The following is a 17,466-nucleotide window of genomic DNA, read 5'->3' on the forward strand; positions in this document are numbered from 1 at the left end:
ATCTTTTTTTCCAACTGATGATTTTCCGTGCTTTTCGCTGAAAACCCAGCCGATCCGCTTAAAAATTGACGCATTTTGCCTTGCCTCGATCCAGGAATACGATCAAAGTCTTCTTTAATAGCGCTCATCTGTATCGAGGTAGATATGTTTGCAGTATTACGTCCTTATAAAGATCTGTTCCCCCAAAAAGGCGATCGCGTGATGATCGATGCCAGCAGCGTGGTCATTGGTGATGTTCGCATGGCCGATGATGTCAGCATCTGGCCACTCGTCGCGATCCGGGGCGATGTTAACTACGTTGCAATCGGTGCACGCACCAATATTCAGGACGGCAGCGTGCTGCATGTGACTCATAAGTCATCTTATAACCCTGAGGGCAATCCGCTCATCATTGGGGAAGATGTTACCGTCGGTCATAAAGTGATGCTCCACGGCTGCACAATCGGTAACAGGGTTCTCGTTGGGATGGGATCGATCTTGCTGGATGGCGTCATAGTAGAAGATGACGTAATGATTGGCGCAGGAAGCCTTGTTCCGCAAAACAAACGCCTGGAAAGTGGCTATCTCTATCTAGGCAGTCCGGTTAAACAGATCCGCCCCCTAAAAGAAGCGGAGATCGAAGGATTGAAATACTCAGCGAACAATTACGTTAAATGGAAGAATGACTATCTGGATCAGGATAACCAGACCCAGCCCTGATCGTCTTCCTGCTGATCGCGGATCAAATCGCTGGCTTCCTCTTCCAGATCCCAGCGATTTTCGCAAAAGACCGTTAACGGATCTGAACCACCAAAGCGTTGAAGCAACGTCTCCCCTTTAATCGCACAGGTGAGCTGCATTCCATGCACCAACACCGGGGAACAAACCGCTTGCTTATTTTCATCCCAGATTTCTCTGTCGGGAAAATGAATCGCCTGATTCATGCCATCAGTTCCTGTTTCAGCTTTTCGATCACCGGTTCTACAGCAGGTAACACGCCATGCCAGAGTAGCACCGCATGAGCCGCCTGCCCCACCAGCATGCCCAGACCATCAGCCACGTGTTTTGCCCCCTGTTGTTCGCACCAGGTCAGAAATGGTGTTTTCCCTTTTTGATAAAACATGTCATAGGCGTAGATGTGGGAATGAACCAGGGATGCAGGAATCGCCGGGATCTCTCCATTAATACCGCTTGAGGTGGCATTAATCACAAGATCAAATTCGTGACCCGCGAGATCGTCAAGTGCTACCGCAGTCACGCTGCCTGTGTGTGCGAACAACGCCGCCAGCTCTTCTGCTCTGGAGAAAGTACGGTTGGTGATTGTCACCGCACAATCCAGCGAAAGAAGAGGAAGCAATACGCCGCGCGACGCGCCACCCGCGCCGATCAGCAGGATCCGAAAGCCTGGTTTAATAAACGACAGTCGCTCCAGATCGCTGAGTAAACCTATGCCATCGGTGTTATCGCCAAGAAGGCGACCATCTTCAAGCCGCTTAAGGGTATTGACGGCGCCAGCGAGCGAGGCACGCTCGGTCAGCTCATCCGCGCGCCCGAAAGCCTCTTCTTTAAAAGGCACCGTGACGTTCGCACCTTTACCACCCGCATCAAAAAAGCTATTCAGCGTCGGTATAAATGCATCAACAGGCGCAAGAACCCGACCATACGGGTGATCTATCTGCAATTGCTCTGCAAACAGCTGATGGATCAGAGGCGACTTGCTGTGCGCGATCGGGTTACCAAAAACAGCATAGGTTTCCATAACATTATCCCTGGCGAAAACGTTCGCCGGTCAAGGCATCGCGAATTTCTGACGGGTTAAGACGACCCCCGGTTTCACCCACAGCTACAGGGAAATCATTCCCGAACTGCGCCAGAACTTCTTCTGTTGTCCGACAAGGGGGAAGCCCGGTCAGGTTGGCGCTGGTTGAAACCAGGGGTTTACCAAATGCCTGGCATAACTCCACCACCAAGGGATGGTCGGTAACGCGTACCGCGAGTGAATCGAAACGCCCGGTTAACCAGCGCGGCGTTGTCGGTTGTGCAGGGAAAACAAACGTCACGGGACCAGGCCACGCAGAGAAAATGGTTTCCCGCTGTGCAGGCGTCAGCATGGAATCATCAATATAAGGCTTAAGCTGCTCATAGTTCGCAGCGATCAAAATCAATCCTTTTTCGACAGGCCGCTGTTTTAGCGCCAGCAGACGGTTAACGGCGACTTCGCTGTCAGGATCGCACCCGACCCCGAAAACGGCTTCTGTTGGATAGGCGATGACTTCTTCTTTTTTCAGGATGTCCACCGCCTGCGCGATGGAGCCTGATGGCAGGTTATTATTCACTGATTTGATCCGCCGAAACCGGCTTTCCACATTGTTTACTGGCGCAAAAGCGTTTCAAGCCTTGCGCGGTTTTCTTTTCTATAAGTAACGGATAATCGCAATGAGGGCAGACGCCCGCTACTGGTTTGAAATTGATAACGAACTGGCATTCAGGATAGCGATCGCACGAATGGAAGGTCTTGCCATAACGAGAGCGGCGCTGCACCAATTGACCACGCTGGCACTGAGGGCAGGCAATTGCCGTTTCATCTGGTTTATCAATTTGTTCCGTATGTTCACATTCCGGATAGCGGCTGCATCCGATAAACATCCCGAACCGCCCCTGCCGCAGCGCCAGTTCGCCGCCACAGAGTGGACAAAGCTGTCCCTCCAGAATTTTGACGATATGTCCGTCCGCCTGGCTTTTCAGGGGACGGACATAATCACATTCCGGATAGTGTGAACAACCGAGAAACGGACCGTGTTTCCCGGACCGAATAACAAGTTCAGCCCCACACTGTGGGCAGGGCTCGTTTTTATGCACCGTGAAGAGTGCTGATTTGGCCATAACAACTCTTGTTGCTGCACATAGAATTAATGCAGCATACCTTCATTCACTTCAAAGAGTAATTCTTCCATTTGCTGATAGGCATTTTCACAGCCTGGGATGTTGAACAGAACCATCAGGATCACCCATTTGAGATCTTCCAGTTCAAACTCAGCAGTATCCAACGCCATGACGCGCTCTATCACCATCTCTCTCGTTTCGAGGTTTAGCACCTGAATCTGCTCGAGGAATAAAATGAATCCCCGGCAGCTGGCATCCAGCCTTTCACACTCTTCAGCTGTATAGATGCGCACAGACAATGGGTCAGAAGCAAGCTGCATCGGTTCGGCGAGGCCGTCCTGATAATCAGCCAACTTATCCAGCCACATCAACGCATTATAAATATCTTCCCGCTCAAAACCTGCGTCGGTCAGATCCCGTGTTAATTTGTCCTGATCCACCTGCATTTCTGCTTCGTTGTGGATGTAAGTCTCAAACAAATACATCAGTACGTCGAACATGGCATGCCCTCCTTAATCGGACATAGCCGCCGGGTACAGCTGCGATCCACCCTGCTAACTCCAGTTCGAGTAGCTGTGCTACCGTTACTGGCACAGGTTGGCCGGCACGTTCAGCGACAACGTCAACAGGTGTTACCTCATCTCCTACGTTAGCCAGGAGCTTGGGAAATGGCAATGCTACTGCCTCCTGATCCGATGAAATATGTCGCTTTTGGAGATCATCCTGCAACCAATGCAATCCATACTGCAAATTTTCCAGGATATCCTCTTTACAGGTCACCAGCGTCGCCCCCTGTTTTATCAGCCAGTGAGGGCCTTCGCAGCCAGGGTTCCCCAACGGGCCGGGTAGCGCAAAAACTTCACGCCCCTGCTCCAGTGCGCACCTTGCGGTAACCAGCGATCCACTCCGAATCGCAGCTTCGACCACCAGCACGCCCTGGCTTAACCCGCTGATGATCCGGTTACGCCGGGGAAAGTTACCCGGTCTGGGCGATGTCGAAAGTGAAAACTCAGACACTATCGCCCCCTCTGAAGCGATAAGTTGCTCAGCCAGAATGTGATGACGACGCGGATAGAAACTAAAAAGACCATTGCCAAGCACGGCGACACTTCGCCCTTTTGCTGACAACGCCGCATGATGTGCCACACCATCGATGCCGCAAGCCAGGCCACTGGTGATCGTAAAGCCACACTGGGACAGCTGTTCACTCAGCATTTTCCCCCAACGCTCGCCATACCACGAGGGCGCACGGCTGCCCACAACCGCAAGCTGCATGCTATTAAGCACGTCAACGCGGCCTCGCACAAATAGCGCCCCGGGAAAATCAGGTATAGAACGTAACAATGGCGGAAAGCGAGGATCATCCGCTGTGAGAAGGTGGTTGTCGGTGTGTTCCAGCCATTCCAGACTACGTTCAAGCTCACTCTCACTGAACGAAAAAAACTTTACGGCATGTTTGGGCGAAAGCCCTGACGCGTTGACAGCTTCAGCATCGACGGTTGCCTGGCGAAGCAGCCTCTGCGCAATCTCCAGCATCGCGTCACCGTATAACGACCCGATGTTTATAAGCCGTAACCATATCTCTGTGGACGTCATCCTTTTCCCTGCCATAAGCAGCCTCAGCAATCTTTGCGATTGGTCACTGATGCTGTCAATCGACCGGGGATTTGTCTAGAATAGAAGTAATATTCTTATCAACTCCTGAACACGACTCTGGAAATTTATGGCAGTTTTGCAAGTGTTACATATTCCTGACGAGCGCCTTCGCATCGTCGCGGAACCGGTTAAAGAAGTGAATGCAGAAATTCAGCGTATCGTCGATGATATGTTCGATACCATGTACGCTGAAGAAGGCATTGGCCTTGCCGCGACCCAGGTAGACATTCACAAACGTATTATTGTGATCGACGTTTCTGAAAATCGTGATGAGCGCCTGGTGCTGATCAACCCTGAGATGCTGGAAAAAAGCGGCGAAACAGGTATTGAGGAAGGCTGTCTGTCTATCCCTGAACAGCGCGCTTTGGTGCCACGTGCCGAAAAAGTTAAAATCCGCGCACTGGATCGTGACGGCAATCCGTTTGAGCTGGAAGCCGACGATCTGCTGGCGATTTGCATTCAGCATGAGATGGATCACCTGGTCGGTAAGCTGTTTATCGATTACCTCTCACCGCTGAAGCAACAGCGTATTCGTCAGAAAGTTGAGAAACTGGATCGTTTACGTTCTCGCGCTTAACGCCCCCCGGATACAAGGAATAACGTGTCTACATCACTACGTATAATCTTCGCGGGTACCCCTGATTTTGCGGCGCGTCATCTCGACGCGCTGCTATCGTCTGGTCATCAGATTGTTGGCGTATTTACTCAGCCTGATCGTCCGGCTGGCCGCGGTAAAAAATTGATGCCTGGCCCGGTTAAAGTGCTGGCAGAAACGCATGGTTTGCCGGTTTTCCAGCCTGCATCATTACGACCTCAGGAAAACCAGCAGTTAGTGGCAGACCTGAACGCTGACGTGATGGTAGTTGTGGCTTACGGCCTCATTCTGCCGAAAGCGGTACTCGATATGCCCCGCCTGGGCTGTGTTAACGTTCATGGTTCCTTGCTCCCACGCTGGCGTGGTGCAGCCCCTATTCAGCGCGCTCTGTGGGCAGGCGATGCTGAAACTGGCGTGACAATCATGAAGATGGACGTAGGTTTAGACACGGGCGACATGCTGTATAAACTGGCGTGTCCCATTACCGCAGAAGATACCAGCGCCACGCTGTATGACAAGCTGGCGGATCTCGGTCCGCAGGGGCTGATTGAGACGTTGCAACAGCTTGCTGACAATACAGCGATACCTGAAGTGCAGGATGAGGCACAGGTGACCTATGCTGAAAAACTGAGTAAAGAAGAAGCCCGGATCGACTGGTCCCTGTCAGCAGCTCAACTCGAACGCTGTATCCGCGCCTTTAATCCATGGCCGATGAGCTGGTTGATGCTTGATGAGCAGCCAGTGAAAGTCTGGAAAGCTTCAGTTATTAACGGCAATACTTCGGCAGAGCCCGGTACGATTATCGACGCCAGCAAAAACGGTATCCAGGTTGCGACCGGAGAAGGGATCCTGAATCTTGAATCGCTGCAACCGGCCGGTAAAAAGGCAATGAGCGCGCAGGATCTATTAAATTCCCGTCGTGAATGGTTCATCCCTGGCAATCGCCTTGCCTGAACAAATTTACTCTTAAGGCCCGGTGTTTCCGGGCATTTTTATTTTTACGGTTATGAAAAGACAAAATCTACGCACTATGGCGGCTCAGGCCGTTGAGCAGGTTATCGAGCAGAGCCAGTCACTGAGTAATGTCCTGCCTCCACTGCAACAAAAGGTTTCCGATAAAGACAAAGCACTGCTTCAGGAGCTGTGCTTTGGCGTGCTGCGCACCCTCTCTCAGCTTGAATGGTTAATTAATAAGCTGATGTCACGCCCGATGAGCGGCAAGCAGCGTACCGTGCATTATTTGATCATGGTCGGTTTCTACCAGCTTCTTCATACCCGCATTCCACCTCATGCTGCGCTGGCTGAGACAGTGGAGGGTGCCGTTGCGATTAAACGTCCTCAACTGAAAGGGTTGATTAACGGCGTGCTGCGTCAGTTCCAGCGTCAGCAGGACGAACTGCTGGCAGAATTTGCGCAAAGCGAAGCGCGCTTCCTGCACCCTGAATGGCTGCTGAATCGCCTTAAAAAAGCCTATCCACAGCAATGGCAAGACATTGCTGATGCCAATAACCAACGTCCGCCGATGTGGTTACGCGTCAATCGTAACCATCATACCCGCGACGCATGGCTGGCCCTGCTGGAAGAGGCCGGAATGAGCGGCTTCACACACGCTGCTTATCCTGATGCGGTTCGTTTAGCCTCCCCTGCACCGGTACATGCATTACCCGGTTTTGAAGAGGGCTGGGTAACGGTACAGGACGCATCCGCTCAGGGCTGCATGACCTGGCTTGAACCGAAAGACGGGGAGCAGATCCTTGATCTCTGTGCCGCGCCAGGGGGGAAAACAACGCATATTCTGGAAGTGGCGCCGCAGGCCAGCGTGATGGCCGTGGATGTTGATGAGCAGCGTCTTTCACGCGTCTATGACAACCTCAAGCGTCTGGGTATGAAAGCACAGGTTAAGCAAGGCGATGGACGTAAACCCGCAGACTGGTGTGGTGATACCCGGTTCGATCGCATTTTGCTGGACGCCCCCTGCTCAGCAACCGGCGTGATTCGTCGTCATCCCGATATCAAATGGCTGCGTCGCGATCGTGATATTAAGGAGCTTGCCCAGTTGCAATCCGAAATTCTGGATGCCATCTGGCCGCATCTCAAACCCGGCGGAACCCTGGTGTATGCAACCTGCTCTGTTCTCCCGGAAGAGAACAGTCAGCAAATTGCGGCTTTCCTGAAACGCACCCCGGACGCTACGCTGCATGATACGGGAACACCTGAGCACCCGGGTCTGCAAAACCTGCCGGGCACAGAAGAGGGTGATGGTTTCTTTTACGCTAAGCTAATCAAAGAGTGATGTTGAGAACAGGTCACGAAAGATGAAAATTATCATTCTGGGCGCAGGGCAAGTTGGCGGAACGCTGGCGGAAAATCTCGTGGGCGAAAACAACGATATCACCATTGTGGATACCAATGGCGATCGCCTGCGCGTTTTGCAGGACAAGTTTGATCTTCGTGTTGTACAGGGGCACGGCTCTCACCCACGTGTGCTTCGGGAGGCGGGCGCGGACGATGCCGACATGCTGGTTGCAGTAACCAGTTCTGATGAAACCAACATGGTTGCATGTCAGGTGGCCTACTCGCTTTTCAACACACCGAACCGCATCGCCCGCATTCGCTCCCCGGACTATGTCCGGGATGCGGAAAAGCTGTTTAATTCCGAAGCAGTACCTATCGACCATCTTATTGCCCCTGAACAGCTGGTTATCGACAGTATTTATCGTCTGATTGAGTACCCGGGCGCGTTGCAGGTTGTGAACTTTGCGGAAGGAAAAGTAAGCCTGGCGGTCGTGAAGGCGTACTACGGCGGCCCGCTGATCGGTAATGCCCTGTCGACAATGCGCGAGCATATGCCACATATCGATACGCGTGTTGCGGCGATTTTCCGTCACGACAGACCTATTCGTCCGCAAGGGTCCACCATTGTCGAAGCCGGGGATGAAGTCTTCTTTATTGCGGCTTCTCAGCATATCCGTGCGGTGATGAGTGAACTTCAGCGTCTCGAAAAACCATATAAACGTATTATGCTGGTTGGCGGTGGTAATATTGGCGCAGGTCTGGCGAGACGGCTGGAAAAAGACTACAGCGTGAAGCTGATCGAACGAGATCAACAGCGCGCGTCGGAGCTGGCTGAAAAGCTTCAGAATACTATCGTGTTTTATGGCGATGCTTCGGATCAGGAATTGCTGGCCGAAGAGCATATCGATCAGGTTGATCTTTTTATTGCCGTCACCAACGACGACGAAGCGAATATTATGTCCGCCATGCTCGCTAAACGTATGGGGGCGAAAAAAGTAATGGTGCTTATCCAGCGTAAGGCTTATGTCGACCTGGTACAGGGTAGCGTAATTGATATTGCTATTTCGCCTCAGCAAGCCACCATTTCTGCCCTGCTAAGCCATGTACGTAAAGCGGATATTGTCGGCGTGTCGTCTCTTCGTCGTGGTGTTGCTGAAGCCATTGAAGCCGTCGCTCATGGGGATGAAACGACGTCGCGCGTTGTTGGTCGCGCGATCGACGAAATTAAACTTCCACCAGGCACCATTATCGGCGCCGTAGTGCGAGGTAACGATGTCATGATCGCCAATGATAATTTACGTATTGAGCAGGGTGACCACGTTATTATGTTCCTGACCGATAAAAAATTTATTACCGACGTCGAGCGTTTATTCCAGCCAAGCCCGTTCTTCCTGTAATGATTTGGGTGCTCAGACGAGAGCACCCAAATATTAACCTTCTAATTTTCATGCCTTTTATTTTTCATAACGATTATTTATCCCCAATGGCAATTAGCTAATCATTTGTTAAACTTATAGGCGTCAGCTGGCACAAGGAGAACATAATGAGTTTTATTAAAGAGTTTCGCGAATTTGCGATGCGCGGGAATGTGGTGGATTTGGCTGTGGGTGTCATTATTGGTGCGGCGTTCGGTAAGATCGTTTCATCATTAGTCGCCGACATTATTATGCCGCCGTTAGGACTGTTGATTGGAGGCATTGATTTCAAACAGTTCGCCTTCACCCTTCGGGAGGCTCAGGGCGATATCCCTGCGGTTGTAATGCACTATGGCGTATTCATTCAGAACGTATTTGATTTCGTGATCGTGGCATTTGCCATTTTCATGGCGATCAAACTTATCAACAGACTTAACCGTAAAAAAGAAGAACCGGCTGCTGCCCCGCCAGCACCAACTAAAGAAGAAGTCTTACTGACTGAAATTCGCGATCTGTTAAAAGAGCAGAATAACCGCGTTTAATCAGGCAACAGAAAGGCCAGTGGTAAAAAAGCGATTAGCTTGCTTGCCACTGGCCTCCCAGTTACCCCGTTGTGCATGTTTACCTTTACGTAAATAACTCCCTTTTCCTTTCTTGTTCTTCTCAACTCGCTGTCTGAAAAGCGGGTCGTGAAGCAATGCCTCAATGGCGTTATCCTTAATTTGTCCCTTCGTATGCTGATAGCGGCTCATCATTTCTCCTGAGCATAGTTAATGTCGGCGGGAGTCTAGTCCTTGGCTGATAGAAAATCAACAACCCTGAGTTTCACTACTGGCGCCCTGTTCAAGAGCTTCCAGTATTGAGCAATAAACACTGCTATGAGCGGTACCGCAGCACGCGTCATTTAACCTTTGCAGAGATCGCTGCATGGCTTGCAGCTCCTGAATGCGTCCTTCAACTTCATCCAGCCGGGCCTGAACGATGCTTTTAGATTCCTGACACGTATGATGTTCAGGATCGATACGGATCGACAGCAGTTCACGGATCGACTCCAGCGTGAAGCCGAGTTGCCGTGCATAGCGGATAAAACGAAGGCGTTGCAGGTCGTTATCCGTATAAAGGCGAAATCCACCTTCCGTTCTGACCTCATGATCGATCATCTGCTGCTTTTCGTAGTAGCGGATAGTATCCGGCGTTACGTTAGCAAGCTTTGCAAGTTCACCTATGCGGTACATGGCTACTCCTCGTTTATTTTTTGCATTAACCTTTCACTGAACTCACCATGCAAAAAGTCAGTATTCATTCCCGTCTGGCGCAGTTTTAGCTCAATGAGCGCCAACCGACGACTGATTTCTGAGTACCGCGGGTCATTCTTATGAATGCCTTTAAGCAGATCGGCAAGCTCGACGGCTTCATTGCGATGCTGAAGTTCAGGAGGTAAACAACCTGCGTTTTTCAGTAAGCGATAACCGGCCCGTAATTCAGGGGGAATGTGTGAATCATCGTCCAGCACCAGTGGCTCACCGCTACCCGGAAGATTTTCGAACTCGCCTTTGTTTTGGGCATCGCAAATATGGCGTTCAGCCCACTGATCGAGCAACCACATAATGAACTCCAGGGGATGAGCAGAAAAGATACAGACATTGTAGATAAGTGGAGATTTTGCGGATATAAAAAAACCCGCCGAGGCGGGTTTTTTTACGTTACTACAGATTACTCTGCAGCAGCTTCTGCTTTCTCTGAACGATCAACCAGCTCGATGTAAGCCATCGGCGCGTTGTCGCCTGCACGGAAGCCACACTTCAGAATGCGAGTGTAACCACCGGCACGGCTCGCGAAACGCGGGCCCAGTTCGTTAAACAGTTTTGCCACGATCTCGTTATCACGAGTACGGGCGAATGCCAGACGACGATTAGCAACGCTGTCAGTCTTGGCAAGAGTAATCAGCGGCTCAACTACGCGACGCAGCTCTTTCGCTTTAGGCAGGGTCGTCTTGATGATTTCATGACGAACCAGTGAACCTGCCATGTTGCGGAACATAGCCTGGCGATGGCTGCTGTTGCGGTTCAGTTGACGACCACTCTTACGATGGCGCATGACCTTATCCTTCTCAGTAAAACCTTAACCTGTGATCCGGTTACTCGTCAGCAATGCTTGCCGGTGGCCAGTTTTCCAGGCGCATGCCCAGAGACAGACCACGTGAAGCCAGCACGTCTTTAATCTCGGTAAGAGATTTTTTACCCAGGTTCGGCGTTTTCAGCAACTCAACCTCGGTACGCTGTACCAGATCACCGATATAGTGGATAGCTTCTGCCTTGAGGCAGTTAGCAGAGCGGACAGTCAATTCCAGATCGTCAACAGGGCGCAGCAGGATCGGATCGAATTCTGGTTTCTCTTCTTTCACTTCCGGCTGACGTACATCACGTAAGTCAACGAAAGCTTCCAGTTGTTCTGCCAGGATGGTTGCCGCACGACGAATCGCCTCTTCAGGATCGATTGTGCCATTGGTTTCCATTTCGATGACCAGCTTGTCCAGGTCGGTACGCTGTTCTACACGCGCTGCTTCAACATTGTAGGCAATACGCTCTACAGGGCTGTAGCATGCGTCGACCAGCAGACGGCCGATTGGGCGCTCATCTTCTTCCGAATGAATTCGGGCAGAAGCCGGCACATAACCACGACCGCGCTGAACTTTGATACGCATGCTAATCGCTGCGTTCTCATCGGTCAGGTGGCAGATCACGTGCTGCGGCTTGACGATTTCAACATCACCGTCGTGGGTGATGTCGGCTGCAGTCACAGGGCCAATGCCAGATTTATTCAGAGTAAGAATAACTTCATCTTTACCCTGAACTCTCACCGCCAGCCCTTTCAGGTTGAGCAGGATTTCAAGGATATCTTCCTGAACGCCTTCTTTGGTGCTGTACTCATGAAGTACACCATCAATCTCAACCTCGGTCACCGCGCAACCCGGCATCGATGAGAGCAGAATACGGCGCAGTGCGTTACCCAGAGTATGGCCAAAGCCACGCTCTAAAGGCTCAAGGGTCACCTTGGCGTGCGTCGAACTCACTTGCTCGATATCTACCAGGCGCGGTTTTAGAAACTCTGTCACAGAACCCTGCATTGTGTCCTCTCTTTGGTACTAAGCTTTACTTGGAGTAAAGCTCGACGATCAGGTGTTCGTTAATGTCCGCAGACAGATCAGAACGTTCTGGCTGACGCTTGAACGTACCTTCCATCTTGCCAGCATCAACTTCCAGCCAGGTTGGCTTTTCACGCTGCTCAGCCAGCTCCAGAGCGGCTTTCACGCGAGATTGCTTTTTCGCTTTCTCACGGATGCTAACAACGTCATTCGCTTTAACCTGATAAGAAGCGATGTTAACAACACGACCGTTTACCATGATTGCTTTATGGCTAACCAGCTGGCGTGATTCAGCACGAGTCGCGCCGAAGCCCATACGGTATACAACGTTGTCCAGACGACCTTCCAGCAGAGCCAGCAGGTTTTCACCTGTGTTGCCTTTCAGACGTGCTGCTTCTTTATAGTAGTTACGGAACTGACGCTCCAGCACACCGTAGATACGGCGAACTTTTTGCTTTTCACGCAACTGCACACCATAGTCAGACAGACGCGGTTTACGCGCACCGTGCTGGCCAGGAGCTTGTTCAATTTTACACTTGGTATCGATCGCGCGAACGCCAGACTTAAGGAATAAGTCGGTGCCCTCACGACGGCTCAGCTTGAGCTTAGGACCCAAATATCTTGCCATTTTCTATCTCCAACTAACCTAAAAAACGAGCGTTATACGCGACGTTTTTTCGGCGGACGACAACCGTTATGAGGGATCGGAGTCACATCAGTAATATTCGTGATGCGGAAACCAGCGGCGTTCAGAGCGCGAACAGTAGATTCACGACCCGGACCCGGACCTTTAACCATAACTTCCAGATTCTTGATGCCGTATTCTTTTACGGCTTCAGCGCAACGCTCTGCTGCAACCTGAGCTGCGAACGGAGTGGATTTGCGAGAACCACGGAAACCGGAACCACCGGCTGTTGCCCAACCCAATGCGTTACCCTGACGATCAGTAATAGTAACGATGGTGTTGTTGAAAGAAGCATGGATATGAGCCACGCCGTCAGAGACTTGTTTTCTTACACGTTTACGTGCACGAACTGGTGCCTTTGCCATTATTCAATCACCCCGATTATTTCTTGATCGGTTTGCGCGGACCCTTACGGGTACGTGCGTTGGTCTTAGTACGCTGACCGCGCACTGGCAGACCACGACGATGACGCAAACCGCGATAGCAACCAAGATCCATCAGGCGCTTGATGCTCATGCTGATTTCACGGCGCAGATCACCTTCAACGACAAATTTGGCAACTTCGTCACGCAGCGTGTCGATTTGTTCTTCAGACAGCTCACTGATCTTAACATCTTCAGCGATACCCGCTGCAGCCAGAATGGCTTTAGAACGGGTCTTGCCGACGCCATAGATCGAAGTTAATGCGATCACAGCATGTTTCTGATCAGGAATGTTAATGCCTGCTATACGGGCCACTATGCACTCCTACTATTTAATATGTACGCACCATGCTGAAAAGCCCGTTTTCAGGATACTCAAATGGAAACGTACAGACATACAAAAGATTGGCTGGCTAATCTAGCCAGCTCAACCCAACTTTGCAAGAAAAATATGCGAAATAATCAGCCTTGGCGCTGTTTATGCTTCGGCTCGGCACTGCAAATCACACGGATGACACCATCACGCTTAACGATTTTGCAGTTACGGCATAATTTCTTGACGGAAGCACGAACTTTCATTTTTACTCTCCGTAACTTCTCAGGCGACCAGTTAGCGGCCGTAGCCTTTCAGGTTCGCCTTCTTCAATGCAGACTCATACTGACTGGACATCATCAGAGTTTGCACTTGAGCCATAAAGTCCATAATCACGACAACAACGATAAGCAGTGAGGTCCCACCGAAGTAGAACGGTACTTTCATTGCATCACGCATGAACTCCGGGATCAGGCAGATAAAAGTAATATAAAGCGCACCAACCAAAGTCAGGCGAGTCATTACTTTATCGATATACTTCGCCGTTTGCTCTCCCGGACGAATTCCTGGTACAAATGCACCGGACTTCTTCAGGTTATCTGCTGTTTCACGCGGGTTGAAGACCAACGCCGTGTAGAAGAAACAGAAGAAGATGATCGCAGACGCATAGAGTAACACATAAAGTGGTTGCCCAGGCTGCAAATACAGCGAAATTGTTGTCAGCCAGTTCCAACCAGTACCGCCCCCGAACCATGACGCGATGGTTGCCGGGAACAGAATAATACTGGAAGCGAAGATAGCCGGGATAACCCCCGCCATATTCACTTTCAGCGGTAAATGTGTGCTCTGTGCAGCATAGACACGACGACCCTGCTGACGTTTAGCGTAGTTCACCACAATGCGGCGTTGACCACGTTCAACGAAGACAACAAAGAACGTCACTGCAAATACTAATACTGCAACCAACAGCAACAGGAGGAAGTGCAGGTCGCCTTGACGCGCTTGCTCGATAGTATGGGCGATGGCCGGCGGGAGACCCGCAACGATACCGGCGAAGATAATGATTGAGATACCGTTACCGATACCTCGTTCAGTAATCTGTTCGCCGAGCCACATCAGGAACATGGTCCCTGTGACCAGACTTACAACAGCGGTGAAATAGAATGCAAAGCCTGGGTTTAATACCAGGCCCTGCATACCAGGCATATTCGGAAGACCGGTAGCAATACCGATCGACTGGAATATTGCCAGCACCAGAGTGCCGTAACGGGTGTACTGGCTAATCTTACGACGTCCAGACTCCCCTTCTTTCTTCAACTCTGCCAGGGCCGGATGAACGACCGTCAGCAGCTGGATAATAATCGATGCCGAAATATACGGCATAATACCCAGTGCGAAAATAGAAGCACGGCTGAGAGCACCACCAGAGAACATGTTGAACATTTCAATGATGGTGCCTCGCTGTTGCTCAAGCAGTTTGGCAAGTACAGCGGCATCAATACCAGGGATCGGAATAAAAGAGCCAATACGGAACACAATCAGCGCGCCGATTACAAACAGCAGTCTGCGTTTCAGCTCGCCAAATCCACCTTTGGCACTTTGAAAATCTAATCCCGGTTGCTTAGCCATCTGCTACTTATTCCTCAATTTTACCGCCAGCAGCTTCGATAGCAGCACGAGCACCTTTAGTAACACGCAGGCCACGAACAGTTACCGGAGTAGAGACTTCACCAGCCAGGATCACTTTCGCGAACTCGATCTGGATACCGATAATGTTAGCCGCTTTCAGCGTGTTCAGGTCTACAACGCCGCCTTCAACTTTCGCCAGGTCAGACAGACGGATTTCCGCTGTGATCGCTGCTTTGCGAGAGGTGAAGCCGAACTTCGGCAGACGACGGTACAGTGGCATCTGGCCACCCTCGAAACCGCGACGTACGCCACCGCCAGAACGAGAGTTCTGACCTTTGTGACCACGACCACCGGTTTTGCCGAGGCCAGAACCGATACCACGACCCAGGCGTTTACCCGCCTTTTTAGAGCCTTCGGCCGGAGACAGAGTATTTAAACGCATCTCTTACTCCTCAACTTTAACCATGAAGTAAACCGCGTTGACCATACCACGAACAGCAGGAGTATCCTCGCGCTCAACGGTATGACCAATACGACGCAGACCCAGGCCAAGCAGCGTTGCCTTGTGTTTCGGCAGACGACCGATTGCACTGCGGGTTTGAGTGATTTTAATAGTCTTTGCCATGGTCAATTACCCCAGAATTTCTTCAACGGATTTACCACGCTTGGCAGCGACCATTTCTGGAGAATTCATATTTTCCAGGCCATCAATAGTTGCACGAACCACGTTGATCGGGTTGGTGGAACCATATGCTTTAGCCAGAACGTTATGAACTCCAGCAACTTCCAGAACGGCGCGCATTGCACCACCGGCGATGATACCGGTACCTTCGGAAGCTGGCTGCATGAATACACGAGAACCCGTGTGAACACCTTTAACTGGGTGTTGCAGGGTACCGTTGTTCAGCGCGACGTTAATCATATTGCGACGGGCTTTTTCCATCGCTTTCTGGATCGCTGCTGGAACTTCACGCGCTTTACCGTAACCAAAACCAACGCGACCGTTACCATCACCCACTACAGTCAGAGCTGTGAAGGAGAAAATACGACCACCTTTAACGGTTTTAGATACGCGGTTTACCGCGATCAGCTTTTCCTGCAGTTCGCCAGCCTGTTTTTCGATGTGAGCCATCTTACACCTCTACCTTAGAACTGAAGGCCAGCTTCACGGGCAGCATCTGCCAGTGCCTGGACACGACCATGATATTGGAACCCGGAACGGTCAAAGGAAACATTGCTGATGCCTTTTTCCAGAGCGCGTTCAGCGACAGCTTTACCTACAGCTGCTGCGGCGTCTTTGTTACCGGTATACTTCAATTGTTCTGAGATAGCTTTTTCTACAGTAGAAGCAGCTACCAGAACTTCAGAACCGTTCGGTGCAATTACCTGTGCGTAAATATGACGCGGGGTACGATGTACCACCAGGCGAGTTGCACCCAGCTCTTTGAGCTTGCGGCGTGCGCGGGTCGCACGACGGATACGAGCAGATTTCTTATCCATAGTGTTACCTTACTTCTTCTTAGCCTCTTTGGTACGCACGACTTCGTCGGCGTAACGAACACCCTTGCCTTTATAAGGCTCAGGACGACGGTAGGCGCGCAGATCTGCTGCAACCTGACCGATCAGCTGTTTATCAGCGCCTTTCAGCACGATTTCAGTCTGAGTCGGGCATTCTGCAGTGATACCGGCCGGCAGCGGATGCTCAACAGGGTGTGAGAAGCCCAGAGACAGGCCTACTGCATTCCCTTTGATAGCTGCACGATAACCTACACCAACCAGCTGAAGCTTTTTAGTGAAGCCTTCGGTAACACCAACAACCATTGAGTTCAGCAGGGCACGCGCGGTACCAGCCTGAGCCCATCCATCCACGAAACCATCACGTGGACCGAAGGTCAGAGCGTTATCTGCATGTTTAACTTCAACAGCATTGTTGAGGGTACGAGTCAGCTCGCCGTTTTTACCTTTGATCGTAATAACCTGACCGTCGATTTTTACATCAACGCCGGCAGGAATAACGACCGGTGCTTTAGCAACACGAGACATTCTTTCCTCCGATTAGGCTACGTAGCAGATAATTTCGCCACCAAGACCAGCCTGGCGCGCTGCACGATCAGTCATAACACCTTTAGAGGTAGAAACAACTGCGATACCAAGACCAGCCATTACTTTTGGCAGCTCATCTTTTTTCTTATAGATGCGCAGGCCTGGGCGGCTGACACGCTGAATGCTTTCTACAACAGCTTTACCCTGGAAATACTTGAGAGTAAGTTCCAGTTCCGGCTTGGTGTCGCCTTCAACTTTAAAATCTTCGATAAAACCTTCTTCCTTCAGCACGTTGGCAATTGCCACTTTCAGCTTGGCGGAAGGCATGGTGACCGCAACTTTGTTCGCGGCCTGACCGTTACGGATACGGGTCAGCATATCCGCGATCGGATCTTGCATGCTCATC

General features: G+C 51.0%; 28 protein-coding genes. 6 read left to right on the forward strand and 22 right to left on the reverse strand.

From position 1 onward, the window contains the following. The first annotated feature begins 144 nt into the window (after window positions 1–144). Window positions 145–699, forward strand: coding sequence for a gamma carbonic anhydrase family protein (locus RS584_RS20975; protein ID WP_003863357.1), 555 nt, complete (start codon window positions 145–147; stop codon window positions 697–699). Here RS584_RS20975 and RS584_RS20980 read toward each other — a convergent pair. The 6 genes from RS584_RS20980 to dprA are packed head-to-tail and all read right to left on the reverse strand — an operon-like array spanning window position 675 to window position 4,458. Further along, window positions 675–923, reverse strand: a complete 249-nt coding sequence (locus tag RS584_RS20980) for a DUF1488 domain-containing protein (protein ID WP_315748583.1) — start codon at window positions 921–923, stop codon at window positions 675–677. The genes RS584_RS20975 and RS584_RS20980 overlap by 25 nt on opposite strands. After that, the gene (gene aroE, locus RS584_RS20985) at window positions 920–1,738 is read right to left on the reverse strand and encodes a shikimate dehydrogenase (protein ID WP_015571399.1); all 819 of its coding nucleotides are present in this window, start codon (window positions 1,736–1,738) and stop codon (window positions 920–922) included. The genes RS584_RS20980 and aroE overlap by 4 nt, the downstream gene beginning before the upstream one ends. Window positions 1,739–1,742: 4 nt before the next feature. Next, window positions 1,743–2,315 (reverse strand): L-threonylcarbamoyladenylate synthase type 1 TsaC, encoded by a 573-nt coding sequence (gene tsaC, locus RS584_RS20990; RefSeq protein ID WP_017383724.1) that lies wholly within the window; start codon window positions 2,313–2,315, stop codon window positions 1,743–1,745. Beyond that, the gene (locus tag RS584_RS20995) at window positions 2,308–2,862 is read right to left on the reverse strand and encodes a type I DNA topoisomerase (RefSeq protein WP_017383725.1); all 555 of its coding nucleotides are present in this window, start codon (window positions 2,860–2,862) and stop codon (window positions 2,308–2,310) included. The genes tsaC and RS584_RS20995 overlap by 8 nt, the downstream gene beginning before the upstream one ends. Before the next feature lie 26 nt (window positions 2,863–2,888). Next, a complete protein-coding gene (gene smg, locus RS584_RS21000; protein ID WP_000460665.1) occupies window positions 2,889–3,362 on the reverse strand; it encodes a DUF494 family protein Smg in 474 nt (157 codons plus the stop codon). Continuing rightward, window positions 3,334–4,458: a DNA-protecting protein DprA gene (dprA, locus tag RS584_RS21005; RefSeq protein WP_032669060.1), complete on the reverse strand. Its 1,125-nt coding sequence runs from the start codon at window positions 4,456–4,458 to the stop codon at window positions 3,334–3,336. Before dprA ends, smg begins: the two co-directional genes overlap by 29 nt. Before the next feature lie 127 nt (window positions 4,459–4,585). Between dprA and def the strand changes: the two genes are divergently transcribed. From def to mscL, 5 genes are all read left to right on the forward strand, one after another. After that, window positions 4,586–5,095, forward strand: a complete 510-nt coding sequence (gene def / locus RS584_RS21010; protein ID WP_015571402.1) for a peptide deformylase — start codon at window positions 4,586–4,588, stop codon at window positions 5,093–5,095. 24 nt (window positions 5,096–5,119) lie between these two features. Continuing rightward, window positions 5,120–6,067 (forward strand): methionyl-tRNA formyltransferase, encoded by a 948-nt coding sequence (fmt, locus tag RS584_RS21015; protein ID WP_315748584.1) that lies wholly within the window; start codon window positions 5,120–5,122, stop codon window positions 6,065–6,067. A gap of 52 nt (window positions 6,068–6,119) precedes the next feature. After that, window positions 6,120–7,406 carry a 16S rRNA (cytosine(967)-C(5))-methyltransferase RsmB gene (gene rsmB / locus RS584_RS21020; RefSeq protein ID WP_315748585.1) on the forward strand — a complete coding sequence of 429 codons (1,287 nt, stop codon included), beginning with the start codon at window positions 6,120–6,122 and terminating at the stop codon, window positions 7,404–7,406. A gap of 22 nt (window positions 7,407–7,428) precedes the next feature. Continuing rightward, window positions 7,429–8,805, forward strand: a complete 1,377-nt coding sequence (trkA, locus tag RS584_RS21025; RefSeq protein ID WP_003863337.1) for a Trk system potassium transporter TrkA — start codon at window positions 7,429–7,431, stop codon at window positions 8,803–8,805. A gap of 146 nt (window positions 8,806–8,951) precedes the next feature. Further along, window positions 8,952–9,365: a large-conductance mechanosensitive channel protein MscL gene (mscL, locus tag RS584_RS21030; RefSeq protein ID WP_003863335.1), complete on the forward strand. Its 414-nt coding sequence runs from the start codon at window positions 8,952–8,954 to the stop codon at window positions 9,363–9,365. Here mscL and RS584_RS21035 read toward each other — a convergent pair whose 3' ends face one another. The 16 genes from RS584_RS21035 to rpsH all read right to left on the reverse strand — a co-directional run bounded on the left by RS584_RS21035 (window position 9,366) and on the right by rpsH (window position 17,465). Then, entirely contained in the window at window positions 9,366–9,575 is a 210-nt protein-coding gene (locus RS584_RS21035; RefSeq protein ID WP_315750027.1) for an alternative ribosome-rescue factor A, read from the reverse strand. Between the two features lie 57 nt (window positions 9,576–9,632). After that, window positions 9,633–10,058, reverse strand: a complete 426-nt coding sequence (zntR, locus tag RS584_RS21040) for a Zn(2+)-responsive transcriptional regulator (RefSeq protein WP_003863328.1) — start codon at window positions 10,056–10,058, stop codon at window positions 9,633–9,635. A 2-nt stretch (window positions 10,059–10,060) separates the two neighbouring features. Beyond that, window positions 10,061–10,429, reverse strand: coding sequence for a DUF1992 domain-containing protein (locus tag RS584_RS21045; RefSeq protein ID WP_315748586.1), 369 nt, complete (start codon window positions 10,427–10,429; stop codon window positions 10,061–10,063). 107 nt (window positions 10,430–10,536) lie between these two features. Further along, entirely contained in the window at window positions 10,537–10,920 is a 384-nt protein-coding gene (rplQ, locus tag RS584_RS21050) for a 50S ribosomal protein L17 (protein WP_001216368.1), read from the reverse strand. Window positions 10,921–10,960: 40 nt separating this feature from the next. Continuing rightward, window positions 10,961–11,950, reverse strand: a complete 990-nt coding sequence (locus tag RS584_RS21055; RefSeq protein ID WP_002919219.1) for a DNA-directed RNA polymerase subunit alpha — start codon at window positions 11,948–11,950, stop codon at window positions 10,961–10,963. Between the two features lie 25 nt (window positions 11,951–11,975). Then, window positions 11,976–12,596 carry a 30S ribosomal protein S4 gene (rpsD, locus tag RS584_RS21060; RefSeq protein ID WP_003863314.1) on the reverse strand — a complete coding sequence of 207 codons (621 nt, stop codon included), beginning with the start codon at window positions 12,594–12,596 and terminating at the stop codon, window positions 11,976–11,978. A 32-nt stretch (window positions 12,597–12,628) separates the two neighbouring features. Next, complete coding sequence (rpsK, locus tag RS584_RS21065; RefSeq protein WP_003863312.1) at window positions 12,629–13,018, reverse strand: 30S ribosomal protein S11; 390 nt, start codon at window positions 13,016–13,018, stop codon at window positions 12,629–12,631. A gap of 16 nt (window positions 13,019–13,034) precedes the next feature. Continuing rightward, window positions 13,035–13,391: a 30S ribosomal protein S13 gene (gene rpsM, locus RS584_RS21070; RefSeq protein WP_003863308.1), complete on the reverse strand. Its 357-nt coding sequence runs from the start codon at window positions 13,389–13,391 to the stop codon at window positions 13,035–13,037. 146 nt (window positions 13,392–13,537) lie between these two features. Continuing rightward, window positions 13,538–13,654, reverse strand: coding sequence for a 50S ribosomal protein L36 (rpmJ, locus tag RS584_RS21075; RefSeq protein ID WP_000868187.1), 117 nt, complete (start codon window positions 13,652–13,654; stop codon window positions 13,538–13,540). A gap of 31 nt (window positions 13,655–13,685) precedes the next feature. Continuing rightward, window positions 13,686–15,017: a preprotein translocase subunit SecY gene (secY, locus tag RS584_RS21080; protein WP_003863305.1), complete on the reverse strand. Its 1,332-nt coding sequence runs from the start codon at window positions 15,015–15,017 to the stop codon at window positions 13,686–13,688. Between the two features lie 7 nt (window positions 15,018–15,024). Further along, window positions 15,025–15,459, reverse strand: coding sequence for a 50S ribosomal protein L15 (rplO, locus tag RS584_RS21085; protein ID WP_003863304.1), 435 nt, complete (start codon window positions 15,457–15,459; stop codon window positions 15,025–15,027). Between the two features lie 3 nt (window positions 15,460–15,462). Further along, window positions 15,463–15,642, reverse strand: a complete 180-nt coding sequence (rpmD, locus tag RS584_RS21090; protein ID WP_003863301.1) for a 50S ribosomal protein L30 — start codon at window positions 15,640–15,642, stop codon at window positions 15,463–15,465. A 6-nt stretch (window positions 15,643–15,648) separates the two neighbouring features. Further along, window positions 15,649–16,149, reverse strand: a complete 501-nt coding sequence (gene rpsE, locus RS584_RS21095; protein ID WP_003863299.1) for a 30S ribosomal protein S5 — start codon at window positions 16,147–16,149, stop codon at window positions 15,649–15,651. Window positions 16,150–16,163: 14 nt separating this feature from the next. Further along, window positions 16,164–16,517, reverse strand: a complete 354-nt coding sequence (rplR, locus tag RS584_RS21100; protein WP_003863297.1) for a 50S ribosomal protein L18 — start codon at window positions 16,515–16,517, stop codon at window positions 16,164–16,166. A 9-nt stretch (window positions 16,518–16,526) separates the two neighbouring features. Further along, window positions 16,527–17,060 (reverse strand): 50S ribosomal protein L6, encoded by a 534-nt coding sequence (gene rplF / locus RS584_RS21105; RefSeq protein ID WP_006178917.1) that lies wholly within the window; start codon window positions 17,058–17,060, stop codon window positions 16,527–16,529. 12 nt (window positions 17,061–17,072) lie between these two features. Then, window positions 17,073–17,465, reverse strand: coding sequence for a 30S ribosomal protein S8 (gene rpsH / locus RS584_RS21110; protein ID WP_006178918.1), 393 nt, complete (start codon window positions 17,463–17,465; stop codon window positions 17,073–17,075). Window position 17,466: the final 1 nt, after the last annotated feature.

Source organism: Enterobacter sp. DTU_2021_1002640_1_SI_PRY_ASU_LCPMC_013, assembly GCF_032389435.1.
GTDB lineage: Bacteria > Pseudomonadota > Gammaproteobacteria > Enterobacterales > Enterobacteriaceae > Enterobacter > Enterobacter hormaechei_C.